We start from the raw sequence: 18,747 nt of genomic DNA, 5'->3' as shown, positions 1-18,747 counted from the left end.
GTGGGGTAGGTTAGGGGTTATAGGCCTTTTGCTTTCAAAAAGCCTGAGGCGTCTGGCTGTTTCATGCCTGTGAAGTCGGTAAACATTTCCATCTGATCCTTGGTATTGCCTCGACTCAGGATCTTGTCACGGAAGGACTGTCCTACGGCTGGATCTAAAGCGCCATGCTTCGCAAAGTAATCGGCAATGTTTACTGCAAGTACTTCTGTCCATAGATAACTGTAATATCCGGCTGCATATCCGCCATCCCATACGTGATTGAAATAGGAGGTGCTGTAACGTGGTGGTATCTGTGTGTTGAGCAAACCTATCTTGTAAAGCTCTTCTTTTTCAAAGGCTCCTGCCATATAGGGGGATGGTACTTCATCTTCACTGATCTTGTGCCATGCCATGTCAAGACAGGTGGCTGCCAGGTTCTCGCCTAATGAATAGGCTGTCTGGAAGTTGATGCTCTTCAGCATGCGGTCCTTTAAATCACTTGGCATCGGCTTGCCAGTCTCGGTATGACGGGCATAGTGGTCGAATATCTCTGGGATGGATGCGAATGACTCGTTAAACTGCGATGGCATCTCTACGAAATCGCGTGCTACTGCTGTTCCGGATAGTGTGTTGTATTTGCAGTCTGAGAGCATTCCGTGAAGGGCATGACCGAACTCATGGAACAGGGTGGTGACCTCATCCCAGGTAATCAGGGATGGCTGACCCTCTGGTGCCTTGGCACTGTTGCATACATTATATATGATAGGCAACTGACCGCGCTGCTTGCTTTGCTTGGCAAAGGCGCTCATCCATGCTCCGCCTCGCTTGGTTGGACGGCGGAAGTAATCACTATAGAAAAGGGCGATTGGCTTGCCGTTCTTGTCGCTTACTTCGAATACCTTCATGTCTGGGTGATAGGTTGGTATATCCTTACGCTGCTTGAAGTTCAGACCATATACACGGTGTGCTGCATAGAATACGCCATTTACCTGCACGCTGTCGATATTGAAATATGGCTTTACCTCGTCGTCGCTGATATTGAGCATTTCCTTTTTCATTTTGGCTGAATAGTAGAAACGGTCGTATGGCTCCAACTTGAAGTCCTTGCCTTCTGTCTTCTGAGCATATTCCTCTATCGCCTTGGTCTCAGCATCTGCCTTAGGTGCATACTCCTTGATGAGCTGTTTGAGGAAATCATCCACATTCTTAGCGTTCTTCGCCATAGTCTTTTCCAATGAGTAGTCGGCATAGTTGTCATATCCCATCAGTTTTCCCTTCTCTGCACGGAGTTTCGCTATTTCTGTGACGATAGGGAAGGTATTGAAGTCAGGGTTGGTGCCATCTGCACGGTGGATGCTTGCCATATAAACCTTGCGACGGAGTTCACGGTTCTGCAGGTTGGTGAGGATAGGCTGCTGCGTGGTATTGATGATGACGATGCAGTATGGTGACTTGCTGCCACGGCTTTCAGCATCCTTCTTGCATTGTGCGATATCTGCCTCACTCAGTCCGGCAAGTTCTTCCTTGCTGTTTACCCAAACCACTGCATTGTTGGTTGCGGCTGGAAGGAGATTGTCCCATTTCTGCTGCAAGTCTGAGATGCGGGAATTGATCTGCTTCATGCGCTCCATCTTCTCTGGAGAGAGCAGGGCGCCGGAACGTACGAAACTCTTGTAGATGACCTCGGTGAGTCTCTGGTCTTCTCCCTTGAGTTTCTTATATTCGTTGTCGTAAACGTACTTGATGCGCTTGAATAGTTTCTGATTGAATGAAATCTCGTTGTCCAGTTCGGTGAGCATTGGTGTCGCCTTCTTCTCTGTTTCTGCGATAGCTGGTGTTCTGTGGGCACTGGTAAGTCCGTAGAAGATACTTGTCACTCTGTCGAGCAACACGCCACTCTCTTCGAAGGCGAGGATGGTGTTCTGGAAGGTAGGCTTCTTCTTGTTGTTGACAATCTTCTGGATGTTGGCACGCTGCTCCTTGATAGCAGCTTCGATAGCAGGAAGATAGTCACTCTCCTGAATCTTACTGAAATCAGGAGCTCCGAAAGGAAGGTTGCTCTTCTGCAAGAGAGGATTCTGACGACTGCCGCCCGCATTTTGGGCGAACGATGAGGCTGGCATCTGCAGCAGGGCAGCAGCCAAACCGAGTGTTAGGAATGTCTTGTTAAGTTTCATCATGTTTTTTGTTTATATTGCAATTATTCTACAAAGATACGCTTTTATTTCGGATTACCGCACATTTTATTCATATTTTAATGAAAAACCAACAAACAGATGACAGAAAGAAACTCATTGGCGATGAGACGAGGATCGTTCTCCTGGGCATACTTGCTGCTGCAATGTGGGCTAAATTACCGACTTTTAGGTATTGTATGTTTTTCCTTTTCTTCATACCTTTGCAGCCGAATTCTATATCATATAAAAAAAATAAGCATCAAGGTAAGATGAGAAGGACGGTTAGTACCCTCTTGCTATTGCTTTTTGTGGTGATAGCTGAGGCTCAAAATTTGACAGGAAAGGTCATTGACAGTAAGACTCAAGAGGCAATCATAGGGGCGACAGTAACGTTGAAAGGCTCTAAAAAAATAGCGACAGTCACGGATATCAATGGTCAGTTCCGTTTGAGCAATACGACAGAAGGAAGTATCATACGTATCAGTTATGTGGGATACAAGTCTTTGGATGTGCCATTTCATAATGGTGTCACTTATCGCTTGTGCCAGGATGTTGCTGCTCTTGGCGAGGTGGTGGTGACAGCTCGTGCCAGCAATGGTCCTGTGACCTCATCTGTAATAGGTAGAGATGCAATGACTCATCTCCAGCCGAACAGTATTGCCGATCTTATGGAACTCCTTCCTGGTGGCTATGCCAAAGATCCGAACATGGGTGAGGCAAACACGATAACCCTTCGTGAGACAGGTACGATGGGAGCTTATGGTTCTACTACCAAAAACAATAATTATTCCATTTCTTCTCTTGGTACGCAGTTTATGGTAGATGGCGTACCTATCTCTACCGATGCCAACTTGCAGTATTCTCCATTGTCGGATACGCAGTCTTCGGTCAGTTCTTCTACGTTAGAAAATAATCGCAACATTACCAATAGAGGTGTGGATATGCGTTCTATCTCAACCGATGATATCGAGAGCGTGGAGGTGGTACGTGGCATTCCTTCCGTGGAGTATGGTAATTTAACCAGTGGATTGGTGAAAATCAAGAAGATTCGTCGTGCTATCCCATTGACAGCCCGTTTCAAGGCTGATGGCTACAGTAAGCTCTTCTCTTTGGGCAAAGGTTTGGCTCTCAATAGTGCTGGCAACTCTATCTTGAATGTTGATTTAGGTTACATGGACTCTAAGATAGATCCTACCGACAACTTCGAGAACTATAAACGTGTAACAGGTTCATTGCGTTATACCTTGCGAGGTGAAAATGATAAGAAGTATCTTTGGCAATATAACTCCGCTTTTGATTACTCAGGTTCTTTTGATGACAGTAAGAGTGACCCTGATATCAACTATGGCAATGTGGAGGAATATAAGTCTTCTTTTAGTAGATTGGCATTGACTAATAGTTTCAACTTGAAGATGCCGAAATCTTGGTTCAAGGAAGTGGATGTCAATACATTGGTAAGCCTTCAGCTCGACCGCTTGCACCAAACTCGTTTGGTGGCACCTCAGCGTTACGGCATCGTGCCTCTCTCCTGGACGGATGGTGAGAACGAGGCGCAAGCTGTGTTTGCGGAATATACAGCCAACTATCTTTGTGATGGTAAGCCTTTCAATGCTTACGTGAAGGCTAAAGGTGTGATGGGATTTAAAACTACTCATACCAACCATACGATAAAAATAGGTGCTAATTGGGATATTGCAAAGAACTTTGGACGTGGACAGGTGTATGATATGCACCGACCTTTGAGTGTAAGCGGTTGGAGTTCTCGTCCTCGTAAATATTCCGATATTCCTGCTTTGCAAAACTTTTCTTTCTTTGCAGAAGAATTAATGAAAGCGAATATAGGCATGAGTCAGATAGAACTGATGGCTGGTGTTCGATTGAATACTCTTTTGGGCTTGGATAGTAAGTATGATATGAGTGGTAAGTATTATGCTGACCCTCGTGTCAATCTCGCTTGGCATTTCCCGAAGTTTGATGTGGGAGGTAAACCGATGTCTATTTCGTTGAATGGAGGATATGGTATCACTACCAAGATGCCTACGCTCAATTATCTCTATCCAGATAAATATTATAGTAACTTTATCTGCATGGCTTATTATGATACCGAGAATCCAACACAAGACAGTAAGTTCATTGTGCATACTTATGTGCAGGATCCTACCAATTATCAAATCAAGCCTGCTCGAAACCATAAGTGGGAGGTTCGTTTAGATATGAACTGGAATGACAATCGTCTTTCTGTTGATTATTTCCGAGAGGCAATGAACTCGGGATTCCGTTATTCTTCCATCTATGGGGTATATGACTATAAATATTATGATGTAAGTCAGATGGGAGCAGGTGTTGATTACACCACACTTCTATACGAGAATCGTAGAGTGTTGGATGGGTATCAGCAGGTTTCTAATGGCAGTAAACTGGTGAAGCAGGGCATCGAGTTGGCTTTCACTTCCCAGCGTATTCATTGTCTCAAAACTCGTGTGAATGTGACAGGGGCTTGGTTCCATACCCAATATACCAATAGCCAACCGATGTTTGATGCCGTCAGTACGGTAGTCAATGGACAGACGGTTAGGGATAAGTATGTGGGGCTTTATGACTGGAACGATGGCCGAGAAAATGACCGCTTGAATACCAATGTCACTTTTGACACCCAGATACCAGAGTGGAAACTTATCTTCACCACTTCTGTGCAGTGTATGTGGATGATTCGTACCAAGCAGATGAAGAAGAATGGTATGCCAATAGCCTATATTTCTTCGGAGGATGGACAACTTCATGACTATACGGAAGAAAGTCTGAATGACCCTTATCTGTTACAGTTGGCAAGAACCTATAACGACGATCAATTTAAGGCTTTTACAGTCCCAATGTCGATGGTTGTCAATCTGAAGGTGACTAAGGAAATAGGTAGGTATATGCGTCTTTCTTTCTTTGCTAATAAAATTTTGGATTATTTGCCAGATTATACAGCCAATGGAAGAGTGATTCGTAGAAATGCTTCGCCCTATTTTGGTGTTGAAGCAGGTTTTACTATATAATATAATAAGGTGTAAGAAGATGAAAGATTTTAGAAACGTAACAAAAACAATATGGTTATTGGTCTTTGGGGTGGTGAGTTTGTTCTTGTTGGCTTGTGAAGACCAAACGTCTGATATTCCACACACCAACTCGGAGTTTAGTGTATCCATGCCGGAAGGAGTTGAAAACCTGAAGGTTGTGGACCAAACCTTGAAGATGACCAATTTATCTACGGGTAAGGTAACTGTTTTGGACGATTTGAAGAATGTCAGCCTACTGGAGGGACTTTACGACTGCGTCTATTCTGCCAATGTCATATATACAGCCAAGAACTCTGATGGAGAGGAAACAGAAAGTAAAGGTATCTTGACAGGTAAGGCAGAGAATGTGGAGGTAACAGGGGAGACCAAGAATATTTCGATTGAGACCTATCTCTCTGCAGAGAACGATGACTTCATTTTTGAGGAAATCTTCTTCTCTGGCACCTTGCGCTCTTCAGGCTTGCAGTATAATGGTGATAGCTATATTAAGATATACAATAATACCGACCATGTACTCTATGCCGATGGCTTGGCTTTCTGCGAGTCTAAGTTCAAATCTACGCAATACTTTGATTATACTCCAGATATTCGTAAGGACACAATGACCATCTGGTCTTTGTATGTGGTTCCTGGTAGTGGACATGACCATCCTGTCTTGCCGGGTCATTCCATGATTCTGTGTGATACAGGCATCGATCACCGTACGGCAAATCCAAACTCATTCGACTTGAGTCATGCTGATTTTGAATGGTATGACGTCTCCATCCAACCTGATCACATGGACATAGATAGTCCTACGGTGCCTAATTTGGATAAATGGTATTGCTATACAGAGTCGTTTTATGTGCTTCACAACCGTGGCTTTACGTCGTTTGCCTTGGCTCGCATTCCAATCGACAAAGAGGAATACTTGAAGAAATATAGATATACCTATAAATATACGATGTATCTTCCAGCAGGTACATTCCCTATGCAACAAGAGGCTTATAAGATGCCAAATGCTTGGATTGTTGATGGCGTGAACTGCAGTGTGGAGGCAAAGCGACTTTGGAATATCCTGCCTCCATCCATTGATGCAGGTTGGACACATGTAGGCAAGATTGACAAAGACAAAACCCGATACTTTCGCAGCATTCGTCGCAAGATGCTCTATCTCAATGCGGATGGCACAATGCACTTGAAGGATACCAACAATTCTACGGAAGACTTCAATACTGAGTGTATTCCTTCCATCATCGAGATGCAACATTCTGCCATTGATGCTCAGGGCACAAAGGCAATGACTGAGACATACGATGGTGCTCAACTTAAGAAATAAGAATAAGGTATGAAAAAAATATATATTTTCATGGTCATGATGGCATTGGTGGCAAACCATGCTGGAGCGCAAAAGGTAAGTTTGGCGGGCAAGGTCTTCGAGCACACCTTGCTTCGTGACGGCGTGAATGCTTCTGTCTTCCAGAATCCTGCCATGCAGTCGTTTCATTATCAGCATTCGTTGAATACGCTGAATGTGGGGTACGACTATCGTCATGCCACTACTCCTGAGAGATGGGAAGAGGGAGATGGGCATAGTAGAGTTTTTGCTGATGTGGATGCTTATTTGCATAAGGGAAAGGCTACACTTTGGGGAAATGCCTATTATGTGAACGGTAGTACTCGCAACGTTCGTTACAATGAAACCACGGATTTTGATTTACTCTATCCTTATTTGATGGCTGATACTGTGGGCGGAAAGACCCAGCAGGAGTTTTACCACTTCATGGGTGGTTTCTCTTACCCATTAGGCAAGAAGTGGACGATAGGTGCGGAAGGTGAATATACTGCAAGAATGGAATACCGTACTCGTGACCCTCGTCCCAAGAACCTTACAGGTGACTTGCGTGCGAAAGTGGGTGTCTCGTATCTCTTGAGTGGCTTACACTCGATAAGCGCAGCTGTGACAGCTCGTAAGTACAAGCAAACCAATGAACTGAAACTCTATAACGAGGTGTCTGTGCCAACCATCTATCATCTTACAGGACTTGGTAATGACTACTATCGTTTTCGGGGTGTCAACACCTCTACTTATTACAAAGGCTATGGAGTAGGGGGTATGTTGACGTATTCGCAAAAAGACCAGAAAGGATGGTTTGCACAGGCAGAGTACGAATATACCAACATAGATAAAATCATATCCACGCTTAACGAACTGCCGATGGCAACATTGGAGAGCACTCGCTTCCATGTTACGGTGGGTTACTTGATGAATGATGAGCATCAGTATTATGGAGCTAACTTGAATGGTGAATTTTACCGCAAGGATGGCACAGAGAACATCTTTGGTACGGCGCAAGACAATATCTATCCTCTGATAGCTTCGGCAGGTCTTTACTCCTCGTTACAAGACAGGATAGGGATGGAAGCTTTCTATCAAAGCGTGTATTCCAACAAGTCTGCATGGGGAGGTAAGTGGAAATTAGCTTACATGGGTTTTTCGGAAAAGTATCAAGAACCTTATCGCCGATTAAAACATGCGGCTGTGATGACTTCTTTGTTGTTGGATGGCAAGGTGAAGGTAGGCAAATGTCTGTTGATGGCAAATGTGCATGGTGGTTATGAGTGGGCTATCAATAAGCATAATGATGATAGCTTCTTGTTGGAGGATAAATCTGCGATGATGCGACCGCTTATCCATACGAATGAATATTTTGTCCATGACCGTTGGAACATGGGGGCGGATGTGGAAGTCCCTCTCTTGGTGGCTTGTAAGTTCTTGCCTTTCGTTAAACTGTCGTGGCAGTACGACCACTATCTTTTGACTGCACATCAAAATAGTTTGGTTGTGTCGTTAGGAATTCGGTTCTAAAGAAGTGATGTAGCTTTAAAATAATTTTATTAACTAAAAGTATCAATTTTATGAAGAAAAAGTTTACTTTATTATTGTTTGCGATCCTATCGCTTACAATGAGTCTGAATGCTCAAAGTCCTCTGGCTTTTCAGTGGGCACACTCTGTTGATGGTGCAACTACTGGTGGTGACAATGTGATGGGCATGTGCAAATCAAGTGATGGCTATTATTATATTGCCACAAACTTTGGTACGTCAACGACTCAAAAAGCGTTGAACGTTTGGTTTGATGGTGAACTGTTGAAAAATGAGCATGGTGCTTACGAGGGCAGTCCATACACAGGTACAAGTCAGAATGGCAATATGTTGCTACAAAAAGTAGCTAAGGACGGTTCTGTTGTTTGGACTACGTTTACCAAGAAAGGTGATGTAGATCACGCTCAGGTTGCTCCAACTTCTGATGGTGGCTTGATTGTTGCTTTGAAATGCCGTGCTTGGGTAAAAGAAGCAGGATTGGAAAATATGCTATGTTATGTAGATGCTACCGAATCAGAAACTAATATTACTGGTGACCAAGTAGAAAGTGAGTATCGTTATTTGATTATGAAGATAACTAAAATCGGTACGATTGAATGGTATCGTAAAATTACGGGATTAGTTAAAACTAATGGTGAAAAAAAGCCTACCAAGAATAACATCTATGTTAATGGCTTGGCTGTAGATGAGAATGATAATATTTATCTTGCAGGTAATTTCAGAACAGAAATGTATCTGAATAAGTCTGACGAGACAAAGGTTACTTTGGTAGCCAAAAGTAGTGTAGATACTTGGGGTGGTGATTCTCAAAATACGGTGGGTGATATGTTCCTTGCCAAGTTGGATAGCAAGGGTTATTATCTTAATAGTGTCGTAAATGAGGGTGTTGTTGATTGTGCTTTCTTGGATAAGGTGGTATATAATGATGGAAAACTTTATCTTGATGGTCGTGTGAAAAGTGTAGGCAATGAAATAACATTTGGTGGTGTCACAGTTAATGCAAGTAAGGATTTTCAGACTCAACTCTTGCTTTCTGTAAACACGGAGGATTTGTCTGTAAACTATATCAAATCGTTGACGTCTGTTGCGAATAAATCAGGAAGATTTGTTATACAAAACAAGAGTGTTCAATACTTGAATGGTTATGTTTATTTCACAGGTCTTTTGAATGGTAGCTGGCAGCAAGAGGGGGAAAGTGAGAATATAGCAACAAACCATACTTCTGCTCAGTTGAAGGGCTATGTCTTGAAGATGAATCCTGAAACTGGAAAAGTTGAAAAAGCTACTGTTCGTACAGATGGTGGCATTGGTGGCTTCTTTGGTGTTTATGAAGGCGCAGAGAAGTTGTATGCTTTTGGCTATGATTTCAGTGGTGGTGCTATTGTTGCTCCAATCAATAAGAATACTTATGCAGTTGAGACTCCAATTCAAGTTTGTGACTATGGTATTGTCGGTAATGCAACCACCCCTATCGTTGATGGTGAGAATTTTGTGATGGCAAATCGAGGTAAAAGCGCAGCGTCTTTCTATGGGACAGACAAAAAGTTTGAGAATTTGAAAAACTGGGGTTCTGTATATTACAGCTACAAGATGAGTGATGTCATTTCTACAGGTATCAACAGACCTACCATTTCTGGCATTGATTCTGATGCAATTGTAGATGTTTATACGATCGGTGGTGTGAAGGTAAAGAGTGGTGTTGCAGCAAGCAATGCAACAGAAGGTCTTGCCAAGGGCATTTATATTGTCAACCACAAGAAGGTAATCGTAAAGTAATCATTTTATAAACTCTTTTTAAATGAAGAAACAATTTCTAAGCCTGTTCCTTCTTCTCTTAGCTCCTGCATCTTTGTTTGCTCAAACTGTGGAGCAGGATGCATCCATCCGTCAGGGCAAGTTGAAGAACGGACTCACTTACTACATTCGTCATAATGCCAAGGAGGCAGGACTTGCCGACTTCTATATAGCCCAGCGTGTGGGCTCCATCTTGGAGGAACCTCGCCAGCGTGGCTTGGCTCACTTCCTGGAGCATATGGCGTTTAATGGTACCAAACATTTCCCTGGCAAGGGTAAGCAACTGGGCATCGTGCCTTGGTGCGAGACCATCGGTGTGAAGTTTGGTACCAACCTCAATGCCTACACATCAGTCGATCAGACGGTTTATCACATCGGTTCGGCTCCCATCAAGCGCGAAGGTATCATCGACTCCTGCCTCTTGGTGCTCAACGACTGGAGCCAGTTTATCAACCTTGAACCCAAGGAGATAGACAAGGAGCGTGGCGTCATCCACGAGGAATGGCGCAACCGCCGTACGGGCATGGCCATGCAGCGCATGATGGAGAATGTGATGCCTAAGATATACAAGGGCAGCAAGTATGAGGACTGCCTGCCTATCGGCAATATGGACATTGTGGATAACTTCCCTTACCAGGACCTGCGTGACTACTATCAGAAGTGGTATCGCCCCGACTTGCAGGCCATCGTGGTGGTGGGTGACTTTGATGTGGATATGATGGAGAGGAAAATCCAAAAGCTCTTTGGTAAGATTAAGGCACACAAGAATCCTGCCGAGCGCATCTACTATCCTGTGAACGATAATGACAAGATGATTGTCGCCATCGAGAAGGACAAGGAGCAGCCTATCATCCTCGGTCATCTCTATATGAAGAGCGAGACCACTCCAGACAGCGAGAAAAACAGTGTGAAATATCAGCGTGAGGATTACATCAACGGTTTAATCACCTATATGCTCAATGGTCGCCTTTTGGAGAAAAAGCAAGTTGCCAATCCGCCTTTCATGAGTGCGACGGTGAAGAATGGTGCGTTCTTCGTTTCTCGCACCAAGGATGCCTTCAGCCTGAGCATCAGTTGCAAGCAGGACAATGTACTGGGTGGCGTTTCGGTAGCCGTAGGCGAGGTGGAACGTGCCCGTCAGCATGGTTTTACACAGAGTGAGCTGGAACGTGCCAAGAAACTCTATCTCAATGCTGCCGAGCGACAACTGAAGATGGAGAAAGACTATAAGAACTCTCACTATGTGAGCCAGTGCGTGAACAACTTCTTGGAGGGAGAGCCTATCTTGACCCCTGCCTATAACCTCCAGTTGGTGAAACTGTTTGATGGCGAGGTGAGTCTTGACGAGGTAAATAGTCAGGTGGGCGAGATAATCACCGATAAGAACCAGGTGTTCATCATGTATGGACCCGACAAGGATGGTTTCGTGGTTCCTTCGGAATCGGAAATTGAGAGCACCGTGCTTGCCGCACAGCAGAAGCGTTACGATGCTTACCAGGAGGAGCAAGTGCCAGCTACCTTGATGGCGGTCTTGCCTGCACCAGGCAAGATTGTGTCGGAGAAACCATACGGCAAGTTTGGCATGACGGAGATAGTCTTGAGCAATGGCATGAAGGTGTATGTGAAGTCCACTGACTATCAGGCCGACCAAATCACCATGAGCATGAGAGGCGAGGGCGGTACATCCGTCTATGGCGACGAGGACATACCTAACTTCGCCTTCTTGAGTGGTTCCGTCACGGAGGCGGGTGTGGGCGACTTCACGGCCACTCGTCTTCGCAAGGCATTGGCAGGAAAGTCCTTGAAGTTGGCTCCTTCCATCAACAGCGAGGGACAGCGCATCACAGGCACCTCGTCAGTAAAAGACTTGGAGACGATGCTTCAGTTGGCTCATCTCTATTTCACTGCTCCTCGCAAGGACAGCATGGCGTTCGAGGGAATGATGAATCGCAACCTTTCGCTCCTGAAGAACCGCAACGCCAGTTCGAAGGTTGTCTATAACGACTCCCTCTCGGCTACTCTGTACGACCACAATGTGCGTAAGGCTCCTGTAACCGTGGAGATTGCAAAAAAAGCGGATTACAACCGCATCTTCGAAATCTATCGTGAGCGTTTCAGCGATGCGAGCAACTTCAAAACCGTCTTCATCGGCAAGGTCGATATGGCGCAGCTTCGTCCGTTGCTCTGCCAGTATCTCGCCACCCTGCCTTCTACCCACAAGGCAGAAAAGAGCAACAAGGCCAACGTGCCTCAGATTGTGAAGAAGAACGAGGTGGTGAAGTTCGTGCATAAGCAGGAAACTCCGCTTGCCAACGTGAGCGTGTTCTATACAGCCAACGTCCCATTTTCGCCGAAGAACGACTTGGTGCTCGACATATTGACCCGTGTCCTCCAGATCGCTTACACCGACTCGGTACGTGAGGAGAAGGGTGGAACATACGGAGTGGGCGTAAGCTTCAATCTCGAGAAGGAGGATAATCCGAATGCCTTGCTTCGCATTTCCTACAAGAGCGACCCCAAGCGTTACGAGGAACTGAATCCTGTCATCTACAAGCAACTCCTGAACATCGCCGACCATGGTCCTGTGGCAAGCAGTATGGATAAGGTGAAGAAGTATCTGAAGAAGCAATACGGACAGATGGCAATCACCAACGACTATTGGAGCTACGTCATCTGGCACCAGCTCGACGACGATGCCGACTTCGACAAGGATTACTGCAAGATGGTGGACAACCTGACAGCTTCTGATGTGCAGAAAATGGCTAAGGAGTTGTTGAAGCAGAATCATCGTGTAGAGGTTACCATGCTCTCGGAGTAAGGATCAGAAAAAAGATAGTATGGCGTTTCTTGCATATATATAATATGTATGCGGAAACCTATTATCCATAGTTGAGAAAAAAGAAATTCCCAGTTAGGAAAAAATATTTTGTCAGATGATTGACAAGTTTTTCCTAATTGGGATTTTCTTTTCTACTGAATTTCAATGTTGGTTTTTAGTTATTTTCAGGTATAAAATAGTATGTTATTGTAAAAGTTTTTATACTTTTGCAATGGCATAGTTTAATGATACAATATAATGATGAAACAAACTTTTATACTTCTGTTCTTCCTGTTGACGGCAAGAGTTCGCAGTCTTGAGATGGAGTGTAATTTGCTGATTTTCAGTAATATAGCTGGTAGAAAATCTACATAACCTAACGAAGCGCTTCAATAAGGTCTAATGATGCGCTTCATTAATACTTAACGATGCGCTTCATTAACACCTAACGATGCGCATCATTAGACCTTAATAAAGCGCATCGTTAGAGTTCGTACTTGCACTTCTTTAGAGGAAATGGAATTTAAATATATATTTGTTAATAAAAATGCTTAATTTTCGTTGTCTATAGCTACAGTATCTTTTTGTATTCCAATTTATTGCTGTAAATCAGTGATATTACATCACCTTACTATATCCTTTCATTTCCGATGGTTAGACCCGCTTGGGATAATTGGTGGATATTTTCGAAACCGCTGTTTCGGAAATGGTGGTTCCGAAAGTGAAAATGATGGATTTGTCAGAATCGTGGTCACATTCCTTTCCGGGCAGTATGCATATAGTATTTCATCTGCAATTTAATCTTCCTTCTTCATCTTTTCTCCTCCTATGTCAGTTTTTGTCGCAACTGGATTGTACTTTTGCAGCAGAATTGACAATAACTCTATATAGTTAAGGTATGAAAGCTGAAAGAAAGAGGGAGTGGAGCCCCTGAAAAGTGAAATATAAGAGGAATCCATAAGATTTCTTGTTAAAAGTTTGGTGGTTCATCAGATTTTTACTAAATTTGCCATAATATTAGTGACAGGGCAGGTGAAAGTCCTTGCTTGAAGTCGCTATGATGCAGAGAAACAAGATAATCTTGTGGACACGAGCAAACTATTCAGTTCTGTAGGTTGAAATCTGGTAAATTGAAACGTAGAAAGAACGAGAAATTGTTTGAGCGAGTCTACGCCGTCATAGGTGTGGATTCCTCTTTCGCATTTTCTTTTCTACGGGTTTTACCAGAGCCTAACTTACAAGGAAGTGAAGAAAGTAGGGGTTCGCACCATCTTTTTTCACTTATGAACCATTATGAACTTGTTTGGTTCGCAGATTTTACCTACCTTTGCAACCTGATATACTTGCATTCGGCAATTTGAAAGCAGTTTTCATTGCGCCCGTTTGCATGAATTTTGCAGTAAGATAAGCTGCATATCAGCATAATAAAAGTAAATGATCTGCTGTTTCGGTTGAAAAGCAGGAGCAGCAATATGTAATAACCTAAAAACTCAATGCTTATGAGTAAAGTATTTCAAGTGAAGCCTAAGCGCCTTAAACGCTCAAATGGTACTGTCCTCACTCCCGATATGGTAGTGACAGTAACAACCATGCAGCACACCGCCACCCCTTTTTACAATGGAGCCAAGGAGGTGCAAGAAGCCTACATGCGCATCTATGCTTTCGACTATAAGAAAGCCTGCTGCAATCCGAATGATTTTGAATTTATAAAGTTGGACTAAAAAATAACAAGCCAAATCAGTATTAGTTATGAGAAAGCTTATTTCTTTTGTATTAGCTTTTTGGTTGTGTAACATGTTTTGCTTTGCACAGATAGCCAAGAAACCAACGATTATGATTTTGCCAAGTGACAATTGGTGTAATCAGCGATACTTTATGACTAATTTTTCCGATCAAGGGAATGTGGTAAAGGTTGCAAACTACCAGCAGGCTTTTCTTGAGGATACGGAATTGGGACAGGTTATTAGCAAGGTTGGTCAAGTACTTACTGATCAGGGCTATAGCCTAAAAGATGCCGAGCAAGAAATCAAAAGCATCAGTATGAAAATCGCTGAAGATAATGTAACGACTAGTAAAAAGAGTGGAGCCTCGCTTGTAGAATCTCCTCTTGACCAACTGAAGCGTAGAGTAAAGTCTGACGTTATCATTCAGCTATGGTGGCAGGTAAATCGTACAGGAAATGGTAATTCGGTGTCTTTTACACTTGAAGCCTTCGATGCCTATACCAATAAGCGTATAGCTACATCTACTGGCACCACCAAACCTTCTTCAGAGATGATTCCTGTCTTATTAGCTAAAGCGGTAAAGGAAAATATTAAGCCTTTTGATAGCCAAATGGATGATTGGTTTGCCGACCAAAGTAAACGTGGTAGGGAAATCAGTCTTACCATAAGGTGTTGGGATAGTTGGGACAAAGATTTAGAGGAGGAATATAATGGTGAGGAATTGACTGACTGCATACAGGATTGGCTGCAGAAGAATTGTGTGAATGGAACATTCAATCTGAGTGACGGAACAGAGTCGTTTGCCCAGTTTGAACAGGTGCGTATCCCATTGCTTGATGAAAAAGACAGGGCTATGGATGCCAGGGCGTTTGCTACAAAGTTGAGAAAATATTTGCAACAGCCTCCTTTCAATATTACTTCTAAGGTGATGGTGAGAGGTTTGGGTGAAGCTATTGTCGTACTTGGTGAGAAATAACAAGATGAGAAGGTTAGTCATTTTATTTGTGTTGATGATGTCGATGGCTACATTTGCTCAGACATCTGATGAGGGGCGAATCTCCATACAAGCAATGATGCCCGATGGTGTGATTTCTGTAGAGGCAAGCAAAAACTTGGTGACACGTATGCAGCGAATGCTTGTAGGCAATGGCTATGGTGATAATGGCTATGTAGAGCGGTTTGTGTTGACTGCCAAAGTGGATGTTACGAGCAAGGATATCGTTCCTTCGACTCCTGCAAGAGTGTCCGAAAAAATGGAAGTTACATTCTTTGTGGGTGATATTGTAGAGAACAAACTCTATGCGTCTTGTACTGTGTCTTTACAAGGAATTGGAACGAATGAAAACAAAGCTTTGATTAGTGCGTTTAGCAAATTGAATCCTAATCAGAAAGATTTTTCCGAAATGTTGGATACGGCAAAGGGCAAGATTGTTGATTTTTATACGAATCATTGCGCGGAAGAGATAAGTAAGGCCCGTACGATGGCTTCTGTTGGTAATTATGATGAGGCAATCTCTCGTATGATGGCAGTACCTAATGTTTGTGCCGATTGTTACGACAAATGCCAAGTGGCTGCTACAAGTTTCTATCAGCAGAAAATAGATGCTTATGGATTGCAGCAGTTGAATAAGGCTCGCAATGCTTGGATGAAAAGTCAAGATGCCTATGGTGCCAATGAGGTCGCCCAATATCTTAATGTCATTTCTCCGTATAGTTCTTGTTACCAAGATGTGGAAAAGTTACGTAAGGAAGTGGCTTCCAAATTAAAAGCTGACGATTTGCGTGAGTGGAACTTCCAACAGAAGCAATATGAAGATAGTCAGGATTATAAAAGAAGTATAGTTAAGGCTTGTCGTGATGTCGGTATGGCTTGGGCTAACAATCAACCTCAAAGTATAGTAAAGAATATCATCCGTGGGTGGTGGTGATATATGTGATTTAGATTATTTACATTAAAATATAAAATTATGATGAAAATGAAGAATTTATTGCTGATCTGTTTGATGCTAACATTGGTTGTATCAAATGTATTTTCACAATCAGACTCTAATGGAGCAACAGATGATGTAACATTAGTGGTTTCAGGTGATGGTGCCAACAAGGAGGAAGCTACTAATGTAGCGTTAAGAAGTGCGATAGAACAAGTGTATGGTACATTTGTGTCTGCAAACACTTCTATTGTAAATGATGAGTTGACGAAGGATGAAATCGTGACAATATCGTCTGGAAATATTAAGTCGTATGAAGAAATAGAGTCATTGTCTACAGACAATAAGACAATTGTTACCTTGCAAGCAACTGTGAGCATTTCTAAATTGGTAAACTATGCAAAGTCTAAAGGTGCATCTGCAGAATTTGCAGGTTCTACATTTGGTATGAACATGAAGATGAAAGAGTTGAATCGCAAAAATGAGTTGGCTGCTTTAGACAATCTGTTGGTGCAAGTAAAGGCTTTTTTGCCGAGCCTTTTTGAACGTGAAATGGTATTGGCTGAGCCTAAACTACCTGATGATGATTTCGAACGTCTAAATACATTGGACTATTGTACCGAACGCTTCTATCGTTATGCTAAAGGAGATGCTATGGTTGTAAAGCGTAAGCAAGAAACGGTTCGAAGTCAATTGGCGCAGTGGTTGAAATCGAATTCTTATCTTGTAACTATGAAGATAACGTATACTGCAAATGATAACACCAAACAATTATTGGAATACATTTTGAAAACTCTCAATGCTATTTCTTTGTCTTCTGAAGATTTGGGGGAATATCAAAAGGATGGCTTGAAATGGTCAACCTATAATTTCATGAAGAATAATTTCTACTTCAGAAATTCAATTACAGACATTAATGCTTGGAACCGTAATTTGGTACATGCCTTCTATGATTATTTTACTGGGTTTGAAATAATGGACAATTTGGGAAACAAGTCATATTTTGAAGGTTATGATGAAAAGTTCAAGGCTATGCATGATTCTGATTTCTCAAAATTCAGTGACTTTATCGTTTGGGATCAAACGGGCAGGCATAGTTACGTACTCAAAGGACATGGCTTATTGGCTCCATTTTTCAAGCTTGAAGATAATTTGATAGGACCATATACGTATTGGAACAAAAATTCAGAGACGTCAGGGAATATGAATACTTACGAATATTCAATGATTCCAGATGATATAAGTAAGGCGTATGATTCAATCGGAAATCTACAATATGTTTCGTTTCAAATGGAAACTTGGCCAGAGATAACAATTGGCTTTTTAATCCCTGCAAGTGATATTTCTAAGTATTCAAAATTTGAAATACAAGATAGACGTTGATATGGATCAGTTTTTAGGGAAATTATCTCTTTATGATATAATTGTCATGATAATTCCAGGAGGAGCAATTCTTTTGTTCTTCTTGGATTATTATGGCGTAGATTTGTTGTCTATCGGTTCCAACGATATAAGTCCGTTGACCGTTTTAGGAGCAGTTGTAGCCTCTTATATAATAGGAATGGGTAACCATGTAATAGCAAAGAAACTTTGGGGAGTATTCCGTAACAATAATTTTCTTTTATCTTATAGCTTGAAAAAGGCGAAAAACGAATATACAAATAAGTTGAATTCTCTGATAGAGAATGTCAATTTAGATTGTTGTAAATTAGACTTGCAATCAAAAATATTATTGGAAGACAAATATTATGAAGCTTATAGTTATGTGTTAGAAGAAAGTTGTTATGATGGTATTCCAATAATAGAAGGTCAAGTTGCTTTTTTACAAAGTATGGTGATTCCCGGACTACTTATACTAATGCTATTGTCAAAATATGATTCAACTCCTCTTTTGTATAGGTGGAATTCTTCTGTTTTTATTATTGTTTTATTTGATATTTGATAGAATAATATTGATTCATAGGCTTGTTTGGGAATATTATGAATATACAAAACGCATAAAAGAAGTTAAGCAATGAGAAATTTATTGATTTTATTATTTGTAATGATGTCCTTGGGGGCATATGCCCAAGGATATTCCAGCGACAAGGTGGCGTTTACCAACTTTCTTGTCCGTATGTATAACAATGCACCTTTTGAGGGCGTGCGTGCTGTGAATGACTATGACAACGCCTATTTGATTTCTGTCTTGGTGTTGGAGCCGATAAAATATAAGAACAACGAAAGTATTATCAATCGTGTTGCATCTGTGAAGGCTGTGGCGCAAGCTTCTCGATACTTGAATGGCTCTAATATAACACAAGATATGATAATCCATACTACGGAAAAGTCCGATGGTACTTCTGATACGGAAATCATAGACTAAAGTTTCCCACCCTTGTTTATAGGGCATTTTTGAGT

Annotated in this window: 12 protein-coding genes; 11 read left to right on the top strand and 1 reads right to left on the bottom strand. The window is 42.3% G+C overall.

What is annotated here, in order from left to right:
• Positions 1-17: 17 nt before the first annotated feature.
• Positions 18-2,159, bottom strand: a complete 2,142-nt coding sequence (locus tag DW917_RS07745; protein ID WP_118117506.1) for a M3 family metallopeptidase — start codon at positions 2,157-2,159, stop codon at positions 18-20.
• Between the two features lie 266 nt (positions 2,160-2,425).
• Here DW917_RS07745 and DW917_RS07740 point away from each other — a divergent pair, with 266 nt between their 5' ends.
• The 11 genes from DW917_RS07740 to DW917_RS07690 all read left to right on the top strand — a co-directional run bounded on the left by DW917_RS07740 (position 2,426) and on the right by DW917_RS07690 (position 18,712).
• Positions 2,426-5,197: a TonB-dependent receptor gene (locus tag DW917_RS07740; protein WP_118117564.1), complete on the top strand. Its 2,772-nt coding sequence runs from the start codon at positions 2,426-2,428 to the stop codon at positions 5,195-5,197.
• Between the two features lie 19 nt (positions 5,198-5,216).
• On the top strand, positions 5,217-6,536 hold the full coding sequence (locus tag DW917_RS07735) for a DUF4876 domain-containing protein (protein ID WP_118117504.1): 1,320 nt from the start codon (positions 5,217-5,219) through the stop codon (positions 6,534-6,536).
• Positions 6,537-6,545: 9 nt separating this feature from the next.
• Entirely contained in the window at positions 6,546-8,066 is a 1,521-nt protein-coding gene (locus DW917_RS07730) for a DUF6850 family outer membrane beta-barrel protein (protein WP_147344140.1), read from the top strand.
• A 50-nt stretch (positions 8,067-8,116) separates the two neighbouring features.
• Entirely contained in the window at positions 8,117-9,859 is a 1,743-nt protein-coding gene (locus DW917_RS07725; RefSeq protein ID WP_118117500.1) for an SBBP repeat-containing protein, read from the top strand.
• Between the two features lie 22 nt (positions 9,860-9,881).
• Positions 9,882-12,695, top strand: coding sequence for a pitrilysin family protein (locus DW917_RS07720; protein WP_118117498.1), 2,814 nt, complete (start codon positions 9,882-9,884; stop codon positions 12,693-12,695).
• Positions 12,696-14,194: 1,499 nt separating this feature from the next.
• A complete protein-coding gene (locus tag DW917_RS07715; RefSeq protein ID WP_094446865.1) occupies positions 14,195-14,416 on the top strand; it encodes a DUF6140 family protein in 222 nt (73 codons plus the stop codon).
• Between the two features lie 28 nt (positions 14,417-14,444).
• Entirely contained in the window at positions 14,445-15,395 is a 951-nt protein-coding gene (locus tag DW917_RS07710; protein WP_199545512.1) for a DUF6175 family protein, read from the top strand.
• Positions 15,396-15,399: 4 nt separating this feature from the next.
• On the top strand, positions 15,400-16,347 hold the full coding sequence (locus DW917_RS07705) for a hypothetical protein (RefSeq protein WP_147344139.1): 948 nt from the start codon (positions 15,400-15,402) through the stop codon (positions 16,345-16,347).
• Positions 16,348-16,386: 39 nt separating this feature from the next.
• Complete coding sequence (locus DW917_RS07700; protein ID WP_118117491.1) at positions 16,387-17,730, top strand: hypothetical protein; 1,344 nt, start codon at positions 16,387-16,389, stop codon at positions 17,728-17,730.
• A gap of 1 nt (position 17,731) precedes the next feature.
• On the top strand, positions 17,732-18,289 hold the full coding sequence (locus DW917_RS07695) for a hypothetical protein (protein WP_118117489.1): 558 nt from the start codon (positions 17,732-17,734) through the stop codon (positions 18,287-18,289).
• Positions 18,290-18,361: 72 nt separating this feature from the next.
• Positions 18,362-18,712: a hypothetical protein gene (locus DW917_RS07690; protein WP_199545510.1), complete on the top strand. Its 351-nt coding sequence runs from the start codon at positions 18,362-18,364 to the stop codon at positions 18,710-18,712.
• Positions 18,713-18,747: the final 35 nt, after the last annotated feature.

This window comes from Prevotella sp. AM42-24 (genome assembly GCF_003461825.1).
Taxonomy (GTDB): domain Bacteria; phylum Bacteroidota; class Bacteroidia; order Bacteroidales; family Bacteroidaceae; genus Prevotella; species Prevotella hominis.
The sequence above is the reverse complement of the archived record's forward strand: the minus strand, read 5'-3'. Positions and strand labels throughout refer to the sequence as shown.

Excerpts from the sequence above, each read along its gene's own strand:
- DW917_RS07745 (WP_118117506.1), bottom strand. The coding sequence starts at position 2,159 with ATGATGAAACTTAACAAGACATTCCTAACACTCGGTTTGGCTGCTGCC.
- DW917_RS07740 (WP_118117564.1), top strand. The coding sequence starts at position 2,426 with ATGAGAAGGACGGTTAGTACCCTCTTGCTATTGCTTTTTGTGGTGATA.
- DW917_RS07735 (WP_118117504.1), top strand. The coding sequence starts at position 5,217 with ATGAAAGATTTTAGAAACGTAACAAAAACAATATGGTTATTGGTCTTT.
- DW917_RS07730 (WP_147344140.1), top strand. The coding sequence starts at position 6,546 with ATGAAAAAAATATATATTTTCATGGTCATGATGGCATTGGTGGCAAAC.
- DW917_RS07725 (WP_118117500.1), top strand. The coding sequence starts at position 8,117 with ATGAAGAAAAAGTTTACTTTATTATTGTTTGCGATCCTATCGCTTACA.
- DW917_RS07720 (WP_118117498.1), top strand. The coding sequence starts at position 9,882 with ATGAAGAAACAATTTCTAAGCCTGTTCCTTCTTCTCTTAGCTCCTGCA.
- DW917_RS07715 (WP_094446865.1), top strand. The coding sequence starts at position 14,195 with ATGAGTAAAGTATTTCAAGTGAAGCCTAAGCGCCTTAAACGCTCAAAT.
- DW917_RS07710 (WP_199545512.1), top strand. The coding sequence starts at position 14,445 with ATGAGAAAGCTTATTTCTTTTGTATTAGCTTTTTGGTTGTGTAACATG.
- DW917_RS07705 (WP_147344139.1), top strand. The coding sequence starts at position 15,400 with ATGAGAAGGTTAGTCATTTTATTTGTGTTGATGATGTCGATGGCTACA.
- DW917_RS07700 (WP_118117491.1), top strand. The coding sequence starts at position 16,387 with ATGATGAAAATGAAGAATTTATTGCTGATCTGTTTGATGCTAACATTG.
- DW917_RS07695 (WP_118117489.1), top strand. The coding sequence starts at position 17,732 with ATGGATCAGTTTTTAGGGAAATTATCTCTTTATGATATAATTGTCATG.
- DW917_RS07690 (WP_199545510.1), top strand. The coding sequence starts at position 18,362 with ATGAGAAATTTATTGATTTTATTATTTGTAATGATGTCCTTGGGGGCA.